Source organism: Streptomyces yokosukanensis, assembly GCF_001514035.1.
Lineage (GTDB): Bacteria > Actinomycetota > Actinomycetes > Streptomycetales > Streptomycetaceae > Streptomyces > Streptomyces yokosukanensis.
Window position 1 is genome coordinate 345,697 of the sequence record NZ_KQ948208.1, and the last position, 15,492, is coordinate 361,188.

At 72.9% G+C, this 15,492-nt stretch carries 11 protein-coding genes; 6 read left to right on the forward strand and 5 right to left on the reverse strand.

From position 1 onward, the window contains the following. Window positions 1–12 precede the first annotated feature (12 nt). Complete coding sequence (locus tag AQI95_RS08180; RefSeq protein ID WP_208614104.1) at window positions 13–1,701, reverse strand: M23 family metallopeptidase; 1,689 nt, start codon at window positions 1,699–1,701, stop codon at window positions 13–15. 107 nt (window positions 1,702–1,808) lie between these two features. Further along, the gene (locus AQI95_RS08185; protein ID WP_067119642.1) at window positions 1,809–2,657 is read right to left on the reverse strand and encodes an esterase/lipase family protein; all 849 of its coding nucleotides are present in this window, start codon (window positions 2,655–2,657) and stop codon (window positions 1,809–1,811) included. A 224-nt stretch (window positions 2,658–2,881) separates the two neighbouring features. Here AQI95_RS08185 and icmB point away from each other — a divergent pair, with 224 nt between their 5' ends. Next, window positions 2,882–3,313 carry a coenzyme B12-dependent isobutyryl CoA mutase small subunit gene (icmB, locus tag AQI95_RS08190; protein WP_067119645.1) on the forward strand — a complete coding sequence of 144 codons (432 nt, stop codon included), beginning with the start codon at window positions 2,882–2,884 and terminating at the stop codon, window positions 3,311–3,313. Window positions 3,314–3,387: 74 nt separating this feature from the next. On the opposite strand, the gene AQI95_RS08195 is transcribed toward icmB, so the two are convergent. Both AQI95_RS08195 and AQI95_RS08200 read right to left on the reverse strand, forming a co-directional pair. Then, entirely contained in the window at window positions 3,388–5,103 is a 1,716-nt protein-coding gene (locus AQI95_RS08195; protein WP_067119648.1) for a DUF5691 domain-containing protein, read from the reverse strand. A gap of 145 nt (window positions 5,104–5,248) precedes the next feature. Further along, on the reverse strand, window positions 5,249–6,604 hold the full coding sequence (locus AQI95_RS08200) for an SWIM zinc finger family protein (protein ID WP_079071131.1): 1,356 nt from the start codon (window positions 6,602–6,604) through the stop codon (window positions 5,249–5,251). A gap of 140 nt (window positions 6,605–6,744) precedes the next feature. Here AQI95_RS08200 and AQI95_RS08205 point away from each other — a divergent pair, with 140 nt between their 5' ends. The 5 genes from AQI95_RS08205 to sucD all read left to right on the forward strand — a co-directional run bounded on the left by AQI95_RS08205 (window position 6,745) and on the right by sucD (window position 14,384). Beyond that, entirely contained in the window at window positions 6,745–7,887 is a 1,143-nt protein-coding gene (locus AQI95_RS08205; protein ID WP_067120419.1) for an ATP-binding protein, read from the forward strand. Then, window positions 7,884–10,406, forward strand: a complete 2,523-nt coding sequence (locus AQI95_RS08210; protein ID WP_067119652.1) for a DUF5682 family protein — start codon at window positions 7,884–7,886, stop codon at window positions 10,404–10,406. Before AQI95_RS08205 ends, AQI95_RS08210 begins: the two co-directional genes overlap by 4 nt. 11 nt (window positions 10,407–10,417) lie before the next feature. Next, window positions 10,418–11,581 (forward strand): VWA domain-containing protein, encoded by a 1,164-nt coding sequence (locus tag AQI95_RS08215; protein ID WP_067119655.1) that lies wholly within the window; start codon window positions 10,418–10,420, stop codon window positions 11,579–11,581. Between the two features lie 712 nt (window positions 11,582–12,293). Further along, window positions 12,294–13,472, forward strand: a complete 1,179-nt coding sequence (sucC, locus tag AQI95_RS08220) for an ADP-forming succinate--CoA ligase subunit beta (RefSeq protein ID WP_067119659.1) — start codon at window positions 12,294–12,296, stop codon at window positions 13,470–13,472. A gap of 27 nt (window positions 13,473–13,499) precedes the next feature. After that, complete coding sequence (gene sucD, locus AQI95_RS08225; RefSeq protein WP_067119664.1) at window positions 13,500–14,384, forward strand: succinate--CoA ligase subunit alpha; 885 nt, start codon at window positions 13,500–13,502, stop codon at window positions 14,382–14,384. 111 nt (window positions 14,385–14,495) lie between these two features. Here the strand turns inward: sucD and AQI95_RS08230 are convergent, their stop codons facing one another. Then, on the reverse strand, window positions 14,496–15,407 hold the full coding sequence (locus AQI95_RS08230) for a sigma factor-like helix-turn-helix DNA-binding protein (protein WP_425264870.1): 912 nt from the start codon (window positions 15,405–15,407) through the stop codon (window positions 14,496–14,498). Window positions 15,408–15,492: the final 85 nt, after the last annotated feature.

A 15,492-nucleotide genomic window follows, 5' to 3' on the forward strand; every position in this document is an offset into this window, starting at 1 on the left:
CACACGGGTCGCTCAGGTCGGGTCGAGTCCGTGGCTCCGCAGCCACGGCAGCGGGTCTATCGCCGCCCCGCCCGCAGGACGCACCTCGAAATGCAGGTGCGGGCCCGTGGAGTTGCCGGAGTTGCCGGAGTAGGCGATCGGCTCGCCGGCCTTGACGCTCGTACCGGAAGCGACACGGTAGCTGGACAGGTGGCAGTACCAGGTCTCCGTGCCGTCCTTCGCCGTCACGATCAGCATGTTGCCGTAGGCGCTGTTCCACTTGGTGGAGACGACGCCGTCGGTCGCCGCCATCACCGTGGTGCCGTACGAGACGGGGAAGTCGATGCCCGTGTGCACGGACATCCAGTTCACGCCCGCCTGGCCGAAGAAGGCGCTGAGCCCCCGCTGCGTGACCGGCAGGACGAACTTCGGGCGCAGCCGCTCCTTGAGCGCGGCCGCCGCGGCGGCCTTCTTCTTCTCCAGCTCCTGCTGGTTCTTGAGGTCGAGCCGCTCCTGCGTCCGGCTCGCCCGGTCGGCGAAGTCGTGGGCACCGGCGGAGAGGGTGGTGAGCTGGCTGTCCAGCTTGCTGTTGGCGACCGACGGCTTGACCGCGTGCGCGTCCGAGGCGGAGGCGGTGGTGTCCTTGCTGTCGTCGGTCAGGGCGCCGACCGAGGCGGCGGCGATCCCGGCGACCCCCACGACGCAGACCGAGGGCACGGCGATGGTCAGCAGCGCGGAGCGCTTGGCGGGCGTACGACGGCGGGAACGCGCGGCGCTGCGTGCGCCGGCGCGGGTCGTCGGCGCCGGAGTGATCTCCTCCTGGCCGTCCAGCAGCTCGGTCGCGGCGGGCAGTACGCCCGTGGCGTCCGACTCGCCCTCCCCGGAAGACTGTTCACCGAAGACCGCGCCCTCGTACGGCGTCCCGTCCTCGTACGTCGCCCCGTCCTCGTACGACGCGTGGTCCCCGTAGGGCGCCTGCTGCTCGTACGGCGCCTGTGGGAAGGAGGCGGTGGCCCGGGGGTCGCCGACCTGGTCGAAGACCGATGTGGCCTGCTGCTCGAACGGTTCCGCAGCCTGCTCGGGCCCCGCCGGACGGGCCTCGCCGCCGGAGTTCCACTGCGTGGCGTCGTACGTGCCCGACTCGAAGGTCTGGGCGCCCCACTCCCACTGCTGGGTCGGGGCGGCGTCGCCGGACTGGTCGGGCTGCAGCCAGGCGTTCGCGTCCCGCTCCCAGAGGGGGGACCCCCAGCCGCCGGTGTCGTGGCCCGTCGCCTGGGCGGGGACCGTCCAGGCGGTGGTGTCGTGGACGCCGGAGCCGTGGACGGCGGCGTGCTGGGCCGCGTACGGGTCGTAGTGCGGGCTCTGGCCGGTCTGCCACTGCGTGGTGTCGTAGGCGCCGGTGCTCTGCTGGCCGGGCAGGCTGCCGAAGAGCGGATCGGTGGAGAAGGAGCCGGTGCCGTCCGGGAAACCGGTGGTGCCGTAGCCGCCGTATGTGGTGAGGTCACCGTAGGGGGCTTCATGGCTTCCGTACGGCGCGCAGTGCGCTGCGGAGGCGTCGGAAGCCGGGGCCGGGGTGGTCATGGTCCCCGACAGGTGACGGTCGTTCACCAACTTCTCTTTCGCCTCGACAACAGGGGCTGCCAGAGCAGTGCGGCGACTGTACCCGCCGGTACCTGGGCGCGACAATCTTCCGCTGGTTTCGCGTTGGCGGGAAACGGGCATTCGGCGGTGTTTCGGGGGCGCCGGACACGAGCTTGGCCGAGAGTTCGAATGGTGTTCGACGTGTGGTGACTGTTCGTCACCTCCATGTCATCCCGTCGTCGGATGTGTCACGCCACCGTCAGACCGTCGGCAACCCGGTCCCCGGGGTGCGTGGCGTCGAGGGCTTCCCGTATCCCGGCCGCGACGGCGGGGTGCACGGGCAGGGCGAGATGTCCGATGCCGGTCACCCGGACGTTGTGCGCGTCGAGGTCGGGGTGCTCCAGACAGGCCGTCTCCTGCGGCACCATCACGGCGTCCAGGTCGCTCCAGAAGCTGACGAACCGCGTACGGCAGCCGGGCGCGGGGCGGGCCAGCTCCTCGATCACCCCCGAACCGGGCCGCATCTGGCGCACGATCGGATGGGCGTTGGCCAGCGGCGCCGCACTGGTCCCGGAGTGCGGCGTGCCGAGCGTGACGAGCGTGCGCACCCGCAGATCGCCGCCGAGGCGCTGCGCGTAGTAGCGGGCGATCAGGCCGCCGAGGCTGTGCCCCACGATGTCCACCCGGTCGCTGCCGGTGCGCTCGCAGATCTCCTCGATGTGCCGGCCGAGCAACTCGGCGGCGGCGCGGATGTCGCAGGTCAGCGGGGAGTAGTTGAGCGATACGACGCGCTGCCCGCCGTGCTGGGCGAGATTGCGGCGCAGCAGTACGAACACCGAGCGGTTGTCGATGAAGCCGTGCAGCAGTACGACCGGCGGGCCGGACCGGACCGGCAGCTGGGCGGTGCCGTCCCGGGCGGGCGGGGCGGGGAAGCGCTCCTGGGTGAGGCCGGTCGGATACAGCAGGAGATGGCCGGTGAGGATCGCGGCTTCGAGGGCGGTCGCCTTCAGCAGCGCCAGGGAGAGTCCGGTCAGTCTGTCGGGCCACAGGCGGCGGCACATCGGGAGGAAGAGCGGCAGTACCCCGGTGACCTTCATGGCCGACCTCCTGTCGGCACGCCGGAGGACGGCTCCATCCCCCGTGTGCCCTCATGTCCCATCATGTGATTTCCCCCTCGCTGCGCACCGTAAAACTGCCGGTTGCGGGATGCTGGAGATAACGTTCGTTCACTTCGCGACGGGTGGCGGAACGCGCCAAAAGTGCGGTACTTGTCGTTACGGACGGAAGCGATCGCTTCCGTGGTCGTGTGATGGAGGCAGTGATGGGTGTGGCAGCCGGTCCGATCCGTGTGGTGGTCGCCAAACCGGGGCTCGACGGCCACGATCGCGGGGCCAAGGTCATCGCGCGTGCCCTGCGCGACGCCGGTATGGAGGTCATCTACACCGGGCTCCACCAGACGCCCGAGCAGATCGTCGGCACCGCCATCCAGGAGGACGCCGACGCGATCGGCCTGTCCATCCTCTCCGGTGCGCACAACACGCTGTTCGCCGCGGTGATCGACCTGCTCAAGGAGCGCGACGCCGCGGACATCCTCGTCTTCGGCGGTGGCATCATCCCGGAGGAGGACATCGCGCCGCTGAAGGAGAAGGGCGTCGCGGCGATCTTCACGCCGGGCGCGACGACCGCGTCGATCGTCGACTGGGTGCGGGAGAACGTACGGGTGCCTCCGGCGGTCGAGCCGACGGTCCGCTGAGCGGAGGCCGGTGCCCCCGGGGAGCCGCGTTCCCGGCGCCCTGTTCCGGTGCTTCGGCCTGAACTGCCGCGTCCTCACTCTCCCTCGCGGGGGGCACCCCCGGACGGTCTCTCGATGATGGCCGGTGCCAGCTCCTCGGTCATCTGTGCCCGCAACCGCAATGTGGTCATCAGCCGCTGGAACGCCTCCGCCCAGTACCCACCGGCCCCCGGCGCGGCGTCCTCCCGCTCGTCGGGCATCGCCAGCAGCCCCTCCAGCCGGACGGCCTGCGCGGGGTCCAGGCAGCGCTCGGCCAGGCCCATCACCCCACTGAAGCTCCACGGGTAACTGCCCGCGTCCCGCGCGATGTTGAGCGCGTCGACGACCGACCGGCCCAGCGGCGCGGCCCAGGGCACGGCGCACACCCCGAGCAGCTGGAACGCCTCCGACAGGCCGTGTGCCGCGATGAACCCGGCCACCCAGTCGGCCCGTTCCGCCGGTTCCAGGGCGGCCAGCAGTTTCGCCCGATCGGCCAGCGACACCGCGCCCGGCCCGCCCGCCTCCGGTGCCGACGGCGAGCCCAGCAGCGCCCTCGACCACCGCGCGTCCCGCTGCCGCACCGCGGCCCGGCACCAGGCCGCGTGCAGTTCGCCCTGCCAGCCGTCCGTCACCGGCAGTGCCACGATGTCCCGCGCCGTCCGTCCGCCGAGCCGTCCCGGCCAGGTGCCGAGCGGGGCGGACTCCACCAACTGCCCCAGCCACCACGACCGTTCCCCTCGTCCCGCAGGAGGTGTGCCCACCACACCGTCCCGCTCCATGCCGGAGTCGCACTCGAGCGGTGGCTCCACCGCGATCGCCGGTGCGCTCTGCGTGCGGTCGAGGGCCACGCAGGCCGCGGCCCGTACGGCCATGCGCGTGGCGAGCGCCGAAGCGGGCAGCGCCGAGAGCAGTTCCGCCGCCGTCGCCCGCACATTGCGGCTGCGGTCGCCCAACGCCTGCTCCAGGAAGGGCTCGTCCGCGGCGGACAGGCCCGTGCGCAGCGAGTCCAGGAACATCAGCCGGTCCTCGGCCCGTTCGGTGGCCCAGGTCGATGCCAGCAGCTCGCGCGCGGGAGCGGGGGTGCCGGCGCGCAGCGCTCCCAGCAGGGCCGCGCGCTCGGCGAACAGGCCTTCCTGCCACAGCCGGCGCACCGCCTCGGCGTCCCCGGGGTCCGGCAGTGTGGCGCCGCCGCCGGGGGCCGCGCGCAGGGCGAACCGCCAGTCCCCGTTGAGCCGGGCCAGCCACAGCGCGCGCGGGCCCGCGAAGGCCAGCGCCGCCGGGCGCAGGTCCGTACGGCCCCGCGCCGCGTCCAGCAGGGCGGGGAGCGCCTGCGGGGGCGCCGCGTACCCGTGCGCGTTGGCCGCCGCGAGCCACTGCGGGAGCAGCTCCATGAGGTCCGGTGAACTGCCCCGGCGCCCCCCGCTCCCGCCGCCGGAACGGTCGGTCAGCAGCGTGGCGAGTCTGCGGGCCGCCGCGGTGGGCAGGGCCGGGCGCGGATCCTCGGGCGCCGGTTCCGGTCGGCGGGCGGCCCGCGCGGGCCGTAGCCCGGCCCGCCGCCGTACGGTCGCCATGGCGGCCTCGTCGAGCAGTGCCAGGGGCGCCTCCCGGCCGGATCGGCCGTATGCCGCGGGGCGTCGGTCGGTGCCGAGGAGAGCGGTGGTGACCAGGTCTTCCCAGGGGCTCGGGGCGGTCGGAGAGGGCGGAGAGGTAGCAGACGCCGGGGCGGCCGGGGTGGGTGTGCCGGTCGCGTCCGTCGAGGACGTCCCGTTCATCGCGTTCCCTTCCCTTGCAGGGGTCCGAGGTCCTTGCAGGTGTCCGAGGGGTGCCATCGTGCCGCTCCCGGCTGGGACGGCCGGGACGGTGGGGCGCCCCGGCCGGGTGTGCCGAGGGCGCCCATGACGCCTTCTCCCGCCGCGGTCAGCACAGCGTCACCGCCTCGCCCGAGTGCTCCGGCCAGGCTGTGAGGGGGGTGAAGCCGCGGTGGCCGCACTCGCCGAAGACGGTGACCGGGGCGCCGCCGGACAGGGCGACCAGTCGCCACAGGCCGGGGCGGGACCGGGCGGTCCGGGTCAGTGGCAGGGCGGAGTCCGCTTCGGCGTCGGCCAGCTGCCACAGATCGCCGTCCGGGACCGGTACGACCCGGTCCAGCGTCACGGGGACCGCATCCAGCCAAGGGTCGTCGCGCAGCGCCTCGCCGTACCGGGCCGCCGCCTCGGCCGTGGTCGTGCCCCGTGGGCGGAACGCGGCCGGAGCGGGCGCGGCGAACCGCTCACCCAGCGCGGACCGGGACTGACCGGCCCCCGGATAGGCGGACAGCTCCGCGTCCAGCGCCAGCCCGACCGGCAGGGACAGCTCCGGAGCCCGGCCGGCCGCGCCGTAGGAGAGCAGCAGCCGGGTGCCGCCCGTCGCGGCGCCGTGCAGCCATGTCCGGCGGGTCGTCAGTTTCGGATCCACCGTGTCGTACTGGGCGAGAACCAGCCAGTGGTCGCGCACCGGCGCTCCGTCCGCCGTGGCGGGCAGGCCCAGCCGGGAGCGGACCGTGGCCGCGAGGGCGTCCGGGAGCCGGTCGCGCCGCAGCCAGGCCTGGTCGAGCAGGTGCAGCAGCGCGCACTCCTCCAGCAGCCGGGCCGGCCAGCCGGCGCCGGACGCCGGTATCGCCCCCAACTCCCGCACCTGTGAGGCGAGTCCGGGCGCCTGGGCGTCGACCATGCGGGCCGCCGTCTCGTCCCACGCGCCGTACCCCGCCTGCTCGGCCGCGGCCAGGCCGCTGCGCAGCAGGTCCGCGAGACGCTGCTCCAGCTCCGTCGCGCCCGCGGTGACCCGCTCGGCCCGGCGCTCGGCCCGTCGCCGCGCCGCCTCGGGATCGGCGACGCCGGTCCCGGAACCTCCCTCGCTCCGGGGCTGTTTGTTCTCGGTGCGCTCGCGTCTGCCCGTGAGCCACTCGTGGGCCCACCCCGGCACTTCGGCGGACGCCGGCACCGAGCCGTCGTCGCCCGCCCACAACAGGAGCAGCCCCAGCGCGTGCTTGCACGGGAACTTACGGCTCGGACAACTGCACTTGTACGCCGGGCCCGCCGGGTCGGCGAGATCGACCACCGTCTGATACGGCCTGCTGCCGCTGCCCTTGCACAGCCCCCACACCGTCCCCTCCCCGCTTCCCGCCCCGGACCACGGAACGGCCGTGCCGAGCTTGCCTCCCGCTGTGCGTGACGCGGCGTCAGGCGCCAGCGACAGCACCTGCTCCGCGCTCCAGCGCACCCCCTGCTCAGTCATGCCAACGACGGTAGGTCCCGCCACTGACAATCGATCCGGAGCGGTCATTTGTGCAGGTCAGAGCGATTGTCAGTGGCGTGGTGCACGGTGGATGCCAGACCGAACCGGCCGAGCTGGAGGGGGCCTCAGCCATGTCCGCCATGTCTGCCACATCCGCGTCCGAGCGACCGACCACCACCGCCGAACCGACCCACGGCGAGAGCGCACAGGTGCTGCGCCCGCACGCCGAGCACGCCTTCGCCGACGAACTCGCCGCGCTCGCCGCGCAGGACGATCGACCGCGCCCGGCCCGCTGGAAGCTGTCGCCGTGGGCGGTGGCGACGTATCTGCTCGGCGGCACCCTGCCGGACGGCACGGTGATCACACCCAAGTACGTGGGCCCGCGCCGGATCGTCGAGGTCGCCGTCACCACGCTCGCCACCGACCGCGCCCTGCTGCTGCTCGGCGTGCCCGGCACCGCCAAGACCTGGGTGTCGGAGCACCTCGCCGCCGCCGTCAGCGGCGACTCCACCCTGCTGGTGCAGGGCACGGCCGGCACTCCCGAGGAGGCCATCCGCTACGGCTGGAACTACGCGCAGTTGCTCGCCCACGGCCCGAGCCGCGACGCCCTCGTGCCGAGTCCCGTCATGCGCGCCATGGCCGAGGGCATGACGGCCCGTGTGGAGGAGCTGACCCGGATCCCGGCCGATGTGCAGGACACGCTGATCACGATCCTGTCCGAGAAGACCCTGCCCGTCCCGGAGCTGGGCCAGGAGGTCCAGGCGGTCCGCGGGTTCAACCTCATCGCCACGGCCAACGACCGGGACAGAGGGGTCAACGACCTCTCCAGCGCGCTGCGCCGCCGCTTCAACACCGTGGTACTGCCCCTGCCGGAGAGCGCCGAGGCCGAGGTCGGCATCGTCACCCGCCGGGTCGAGCAACTCGGCCGCTCCCTCGACCTGCCGCCCGCGCCCGACGGCATCGAGGAGATCCGCCGGGTCGTGACCGTCTTCCGCGAGCTGCGCGACGGCATCACCGCCGACGGCCGCACCAAGCTGAAGTCGCCCAGCGGCACGCTGTCCACGGCCGAGGCGATCTCCGTCGTGACCAACGGCCTGGCGCTGTCTGCGCACTTCGGCGACGGCGTGCTGCGGCCCGGCGATGTCGCCGCGGGCATCCTCGGCGCCGTCGTGCGCGATCCAGCGGCCGACCGGGTCGTCTGGCAGGAGTACCTGGAGACCGTCGTCCGCGAGCGCGAAGGCTGGACGGACTTCTACCGCGCGTGCCGGGAGGTGAGCGCATGAACGACACGCGCTGGCCCAAGGCTTACGACTCCGGTCCGCTCCTGCTGGGGGTGCGGCATCACGGTCCCGGTTCCGCCCGCGCGGTGCGCACCGCGCTCGACGCCGCCCGCCCGGCCGTCGTCCTGATCGAGGGTCCGTCCGAGGCCGACGCGCTGATCCCGCTGGCCGCCGACCCGGACCTGCGGCCCCCGGTCGCCCTGCTCGCCCATGCCCTCGACGATCCGGGCCGCTCGGCGTTCTGGCCGTTCGCCGAGTTCAGCCCCGAGTGGGTGGCGATCCGCTGGGCCTTGGAGCACGGCGTACCGGCCCACTTCATCGACCTGCCGGCCGCGCACACGCTCGCGTGGAAGGAGAGTGCGGACGAGAAGGAGGAGAAGGAGAAGGAGACTCCTGCCGGGGCCGGGGCCGGGGCCGGGGCCGGGGCCGGGGCCGGGGCTGCCGACGAGCCTTTGGGCAGCGAGGAGCAGGTCCGAGTCGACCCGCTCGCCGTGCTCGCCGAGGCCGCCGGATACGACGACCCCGAACGCTGGTGGGAGGACGTGGTCGAGCACCGGGGCCCGGGGGAGCGGGACCCCTTCGCCCCGTTCGCCGCGCTGGCGGAGGCGATGGATGCGCTCCGCGAGCGGTACGGCGCAGGCGGGCACGCCCGGGATCTCGTCCGCGAGGCGCACATGCGGCTCCGACTGCGTGCGGCGGGCAAGGAGTTCGGGGACGAGGTGGCCGTGGTCTGCGGAGCCTGGCATGTGCCCGCGCTGCGCGCGAGGACCACCGTCGCCGCCGACCGGACCCTCCTCAAGGGGCTGCCCAGGGTCAGGACCGATCTGACCTGGGTGCCCTGGACCCACCGCAGGCTCGCCCGGTCCAGCGGATACGGCGCGGGCATCGACTCGCCGGGCTGGTACGGCCATCTGTTCCACGCGCCCGACCGGCCGGTCGAGCGCTGGCTGACCGAGGTGGCCCGGCTGCTGCGCGAGGAGGACCGGATCGTGTCCTGCGCCCATGTCATCGAGGCCGTCCGGCTCGCCGAGACCCTGGCGGTGCTGCGCGGCCGCCCGCTGCCGGGGCTGAGCGAGACCACCGACGCGGTTCGCGCGGTGTTCGGCGACGGCTCGGACGTGCCGCTGGCGCTGGTGCACGACCGGCTGGTGGTCGGGGACGTCCTGGGGGAGGTCCCGGAGTCGGCGCCCGCGGTGCCGCTGCAGCGCGACCTGACCCGGCAACAGCGTTCGCTGCGGCTCAGGCCAGAGGCGCTGGAGCGCGAACTGGAGCTGGACCTGCGGGGGGACACCGACGCCGGACGCAGCAGGCTGCTGCACCGGCTGCGGCTGCTCGGCGTCGGCTGGGGCGAGCCCGCGCGGTCCCGGGGGAGCACGGGCACGTTCCGGGAGACCTGGCGGCTGCGCTGGGAGCCGGAGTTGTCGGTGCGCGTCGCCGAGGCGGGCGTGTGGGGGACGACAGTACTGGCCGCGGCGCAGGCCAGGGCCGAGGCGGACGCGACCGCCGCCGGCTCTCTCGCCGACGTCACCGCGCTCGCCGAGCAGTGCCTGCTCGCCGGTCTGCCGGACGCCCTGCCGCTCGTCATGCGGGTACTCGCCGACCGGGCCGCGTTGGACGCGGACGTCGGCCATCTCGCCCAGGCCCTGCCCGCCCTGGTCCGCTCCCTGCGCTACGGCGACGTACGCGGCACGGACACCGGTGCGCTGGCCGGTGTCGCCGCGGGCCTCGCCGAACGCATCTTCGTCGGCCTGCCTCCGGCGTGTGCCGCGCTCGACGGGGACGCGGCGCAGGAGATGCGTGGCCATGTGGACGCCGTGCACACGGCGGTGGGCCTGCTGGCGGAGACGCCGGCCGGTGCCGGGGTCCGGGGAGCCCCAGGGACGGGTGCCGGTGCGAAGGAGCCCGCCGGTGCCGAAGCTGGGGACGGTGCGGGCGCGAAGGGCGCTGCCGTGTCCGGTGCCGGGTCCGGGGATCTGCGGGACCGCTGGCGGGCCGTGCTGCGGGCGTTGTCGTCGCGGGACAGCATGCCCGGCGTCCTCCGGGGGCGGGCGGTACGGCTGCTGCTGGACGACGGCGCGCTGCGGTCCGAGGAAGCCGCGCGGTTGATGGGGCTCGCGCTGTCGCCGGGGACGCCGCCCGCCGACGCGGCCGCCTGGATCGAGGGCTTCGTCGGCGGCGGGGGCGGATTGCTGCTGGTGCACGACGAGCGGCTGCTCGGCCTGGTGGACGGCTGGCTGACCGGGGTGCCGACGGAGGCGTTCACGGACGTACTGCCGCTGCTGCGGCGGACGTTCGCGGCATATGAGCCGGGCGTGCGCAGGACGCTCGGCGAACTGCTCCGGCGCGGGCCGGGAGACACAGTGGCCGGGCGGGCGACCCAAGGCGCCGTGACACCCGGCTTCGCCGCCGAGCCGGACACCGGGCGCGCCGACGCCGTGCTGCCGGTGCTGCGGCTGCTGCTCGGCCTGGACGGGGTGTACGACACGGCGGACGACGACAGCCTCGCGGGGGTGGGCGCATGACGAGCGAGCCGATGTCGGCGGACGTGGCCGATCCGGCGCGGGAGCGGCTGCGGCGCTGGCGGCTGGTGCTCGGCGGCGACCAGGCCGACGGCACGGGATGCGCGTTGTCCGGCCGGGACGCGGCGATGGACGGCGCGCTCGCCGCGCTCTACGGCAAGGGGGACAGGCCGCAGACGGGCCGTGACCGTTCGGCGGGACTCGGCGCCTCGGCGCCGTCCGTGGCCCGTTGGCTCGGGGACATCCGCACGTACTTCCCGGCCTCGGTCGTCCAGGTCATGCAGCGCGACGCCATCGACCGGCTCGGCCTCGCCTCGCTGCTGCTGGAGCCGGAGATGCTGGAGGCGGTGGAGGCGGACGTGCACCTGGTCGGCACGCTGCTCTCGCTGAACAAGGTGATGCCGGAGACGACGAAGGAGACCGCACGCGCGGTGGTGCGCAAGGTCGTCGAGGACCTGGAGAAGCGGCTCGCGACGCGCACCCGGGCCACCCTCACCGGTGCCCTCGACCGCAGCGCGCGGATCAGCCGCCCGCGCCACCACGACATCGACTGGAACCGCACCATCGCGGCCAACCTCAAGCACTATCTGCCCGAGTACCGCACGGTGGTGCCGCAACGGCTCGTCGGATACGGGCGCGCCGCGCGGTCGGTGAAGAAGGAGGTCGTGCTCTGCATCGACCAGTCCGGGTCCATGGCCGCCTCGGTGGTCCACGCGTCCGTGTTCGGCGCGGTTCTCGCCTCCATGCGGTCGATCAGCACCCGGCTGGTCGTCTTCGACACGGCGGTGGTCGACCTCACCGACCAGCTGGACGACCCGGTCGACGTCCTCTTCGGCACCCAGCTCGGCGGCGGCACGGACATCAACCGGGCGCTCGCCTACTGCCAGGCACGGATCACCCGGCCCGCCGAGACCGTGGTCGTGCTGATCAGCGACCTCTACGAGGGCGGCATCCGTGACGAGATGCTCAAGCGGGTGGCGGCGATGAAGGCGTCCGGGGTGCAGTTCGTGGCGCTGCTCGCGCTGTCGGACGAGGGAGCGCCCGCATACGACCGGGAACACGCGGCGGCGCTCGCCGCGCTCGGCGCGCCGGCCTTCGCCTGCACACCCGATCTCTTCCCCGAGGTCATGGCCGCGGCACTCGAGAAGCGGCCGCTGCCGATACCGGACACCGTCTGACGCCGGGGCGTCCGTGCTCGTGCCCAGGCGGTCACCGGCGGTTTCCGGCCGGTCCAGCTCATCCGGCTGTTTCGAAGGACTTGACGCACGCAATGAACAAGAACACCACGCCATCGGTGGGGCCGGAGGGACGCAAAGGGTCGGAAGAGGTGGGAAGGGGTCGGAAAGGGGCGGAAGAGGTCGGACGGTTCGCCCGTACGGCCGTACCGACGCCCACGCGTCCTCGGGCCCCGAACCGCTCCGCGGGGTGCCCGGCCCCGGACGGCCGAATGCCGTCGGACCGTCCGGGCGGAGCCCCGCGGCCCGGGCGGCCGGTCCCCATCGGGGTGGGGGCCGGGCGCCCCGGCCCCGGCGCCACCGGGGCCGTTCCAGAGGCCTCACCGGGCCAACCCCAGCCCGGTGAGGCCTCGCGCGTCGCTCAGAAGCCCTCAGAAGTCCTCAGACGCCGTCGACAGACCTTGATCCGCCCTGACCAGCACCCTTCCCTCGGCACGCCGTGCCAGAAAACCCGGCATCATGTGACAGGTATCACCGCTCGTGTGTGACCCTCGATTTAGGGAGCCCCCTCAAGCGGCGATAACCTGCGAGACGGACATGCCGCGCGCTCGGACACCGTGTGCGCCTCCCTTGTGACAAGCGGACGTCACGTTGCCCTTCGCGGCACGCCCACGCATCCAACGAACCGCGAGATCACTGATAGGGACGGAAGCGCGTGGACCTGTTCGAGTACCAGGCGAGGGACCTCTTCGCCAAGCACGATGTACCGGTGCTGGCCGGTGAAGTCATCGACACGCCTGAGGCGGCGCGCGCGATCACTGAGCGACTGGGCGGCAAGTCCGTCGTCAAGGCGCAGGTGAAGGTCGGTGGTCGTGGCAAGGCCGGTGGCGTGAAGCTCGCCGCCACCCCGGACGAGGCCGTCGCGCGTGCGACGGACATTCTCGGCATGGACATCAAGGGCCACACGGTCCACAAGGTCATGATCGCCGAGACCGCTCCGGAGATCGTCGAGGAGTACTACGTCTCCTTCCTCCTCGACCGTGCCAACCGCACCTTCCTCTCCATCGCCTCCGTCGAGGGCGGCGTGGAGATCGAGGAGGTGGCGGCCACCCGCCCCGAGGCCGTCGCCAAGACCCTGATCGACCCGATCGACGGTGTGGACGAGGCCAAGGCCCGCGAGATCGTCGAGGCCGCCAAGTTCCCGGCCGAGGTCGCCGACAAGGTCGTGAACGTCCTCGTCAAGCTGTGGGACACCTTCATCAAGGAGGACGCCCTCCTGGTCGAGGTCAACCCGCTGGCGAAGGTCGCCTCCGGTGATGTGCTCGCCCTCGACGGCAAGGTGTCGCTCGACGACAACGCCGAGTTCCGTCACCCCGACTTCGAGGCCCTTCACGACAAGGCCGCGGCCAACCCCCTCGAGGCCGCTGCCAAGGAGAAGAACCTCAACTACGTCAAGCTCGACGGCGAGGTCGGCATCATCGGCAACGGCGCCGGTCTCGTCATGAGCACGCTGGACGTCGTCGCGTACGCCGGTGAGAACCACGGTGGCGTCAAGCCCGCCAACTTCCTGGACATCGGTGGTGGCGCCTCCGCCCAGGTCATGGCGAACGGCCTGGAGATCATCCTGGGCGACCCGGACGTCAAGTCCGTCTTCGTGAACGTCTTCGGTGGCATCACCGCCTGCGACGAGGTCGCCAACGGCATCGTGCAGGCCCTGAAGCTCCTGGAGGACCGCGGCGAGAAGGTCGAGAAGCCGCTCGTCGTCCGCCTCGACGGCAACAACGCCGAGCTGGGCCGCAAGATCCTCACCGACGCCAACCACCCGCTGGTGCAGCGCGTCGACACCATGGACGGCGCGGCCGACAAGGCCGCCGAGCTGGCCGCTGCCAAGTAAGCACTCAGGACGAGGACAGAACACACCATGGCTATCTGGCTCAACAAGGACAGCAAGGTCATCGTCCAGGGCATGACCGGCGCCACCGGCATGAAGCACACCAAGCTCATGCTCGGTGACGGCACGAACGTCGTGGGCGGCGTGAACCCGCGCAAGGCGGACACCACCGTGGACTTCGACGGCACCGAGGTACCGGTCTTCGGTACGGTCGCCGAGGCCATCGAGAAGACCGGCGCCAACGTCTCCGTCATCTTCGTGCCGGAGAAGTTCACCAAGGCCGCGGTCGTCGAGGCCATCGACGCCGAGATCCCGCTGGCCGTCGTGATCACCGAGGGCATCGCGGTGCACGACACGGCCTCCTTCTGGGCGCACGCCAAGAAGAAGGGCAACAAGACCCGCATCATCGGCCCGAACTGCCCCGGCATCATCACCCCGGGTCAGTCGAACGTCGGCATCATCCCGGGCGACATCACGAAGCCGGGCCGTATCGGCCTGGTCTCGAAGTCCGGCACGCTGACGTACCAGATGATGTACGAGCTGCGGGACATCGGCTTCTCGACGGCCGTCGGTATCGGTGGCGACCCGATCATCGGCACCACGCACATCGACGCCCTGGCCGCGTTCCAGGACGACCCCGAGACCGAGCTGATCGTGATGATCGGTGAGATCGGTGGCGACGCCGAGGAGCGCGCGGCCGCGTTCATCAAGGAGAACGTGACCAAGCCGGTCGTCGGTTACGTCGCGGGCTTCACCGCGCCCGAGGGCAAGACCATGGGCCACGCCGGCGCCATCGTCTCCGGCTCCTCCGGCACGGCGCAGGCCAAGAAGGAGGCCCTGGAGGCCGCGGGCGTCAAGGTCGGCAAGACTCCGACCGAGACGGCCAAGCTCGCCCGCGAGATCCTGGGCGGCTGAGACCTCGGCTCGACCGTCGGACAGGCCCGCCCCGCACGCCGGGGCGGGCCTGTCCGCGTTCCCGCCCGCCACACCGGTCGCCGCCCATCTGCCCGCCACACCGGTTACCGCTCATCCGGCCTGCGGCGCCAGCCTCTCCGGCCCCCTCGCGGCAACGCCCCGCAGCGTCACCCCCAGCGCCTGCTCCAGCCGCGCCAGCGGGGCGGGACCCATGAGCCCGAACACCGGAACCTCCTGCACCGCCTGAGCCGGAACGATCGGTGCCTCGAAGTGCGTCGGCGCCGTCCACAGCGTGAGCGTCGTCGCCCCGACGATCGCCACCGTGAACGCGATCGCCGCCCGGGTCCAGAACACGCTCCGCCGCTCGCCCTCGCTCCGCACCGGCCCCGGCCCGGCCGCGCGCAACCGCTCCGTCGAGGCCAGTACGAGCAGCCTGCGGTGCAGTTCGCCGGGGTCGGCCAGTTCCGGCAGCCGCGCGGCCAGCGCCGCACGGGCGTGGGTCAGCCGATTGGCGGCGGCCGGTGTGCTGGCTTCCGTCTCCGCCGCCGTCTCGGGCAGATCGAGGCCCACCCCGTCGTACAGGACGAGCGTGCGCCGGTACGACGCCGGAAGCCTCATCAAGGCGTACAGCAGCGCCCGGTCGGCCGGGTCGGCCGGCGGCGGCTCCGGGTGCCGGTACCGGGGCCGGTAGCGGTGCCAGGGCGAGAGCGCGCAGTCGTAGGCCACCGCCCGCACCCAGCCGCCCGGATCGCGGTCCCGGGCCACCTCGGGCCAGCGCTGCCAGGCCAGCTGGAAGGCCCGCTCCACGGCCTCGCGGGCCAGCTCCCGGCGCCCGGTGAGCAGGTAGGTCTGGCGTACGAGGGCGGGGGCGCAGAACGCGTACAGCGCGTCGAAGGCCTGAGCCGGCGTCAGGGGCCGGCCGACGAGCCCGCTCTGATCCCGTGTCAGGGACCAGGACGCGTGCGGGCGTCGGCGTTCCTTCGCCGGCGGCAGCGGACTGGCAGTGTTCTGCTTCGTCACGATGCACCCTTTCGTACGAAAAAGACGATAAACATATATTGAGCGACACTTCGGAGGTTCGCCTGTTACGACGGGAAGGCGCGTGTCG

What these genes read in the sequence shown, in the direction of transcription:
- AQI95_RS08200 (WP_079071131.1), bottom strand. Translation starts at nt 6,604, where the DNA reads ATGACTGAGCAGGGGGTGCGCTGGAGCGCGGAGCAGGTGCTGTCGCTG.
- sucD (WP_067119664.1), top strand. Translation starts at nt 13,500, where the DNA reads ATGGCTATCTGGCTCAACAAGGACAGCAAGGTCATCGTCCAGGGCATG.
- AQI95_RS08210 (WP_067119652.1), top strand. Translation starts at nt 7,884, where the DNA reads ATGAACGACACGCGCTGGCCCAAGGCTTACGACTCCGGTCCGCTCCTG.
- AQI95_RS08180 (WP_208614104.1), bottom strand. Translation starts at nt 1,701, where the DNA reads ATGCCCGTTTCCCGCCAACGCGAAACCAGCGGAAGATTGTCGCGCCCA.
- AQI95_RS08205 (WP_067120419.1), top strand. Translation starts at nt 6,745, where the DNA reads ATGTCTGCCACATCCGCGTCCGAGCGACCGACCACCACCGCCGAACCG.
- AQI95_RS08185 (WP_067119642.1), bottom strand. Translation starts at nt 2,657, where the DNA reads ATGAAGGTCACCGGGGTACTGCCGCTCTTCCTCCCGATGTGCCGCCGC.
- AQI95_RS08195 (WP_067119648.1), bottom strand. Translation starts at nt 5,103, where the DNA reads ATGAACGGGACGTCCTCGACGGACGCGACCGGCACACCCACCCCGGCC.
- AQI95_RS08215 (WP_067119655.1), top strand. Translation starts at nt 10,418, where the DNA reads ATGTCGGCGGACGTGGCCGATCCGGCGCGGGAGCGGCTGCGGCGCTGG.
- icmB (WP_067119645.1), top strand. Translation starts at nt 2,882, where the DNA reads ATGGGTGTGGCAGCCGGTCCGATCCGTGTGGTGGTCGCCAAACCGGGG.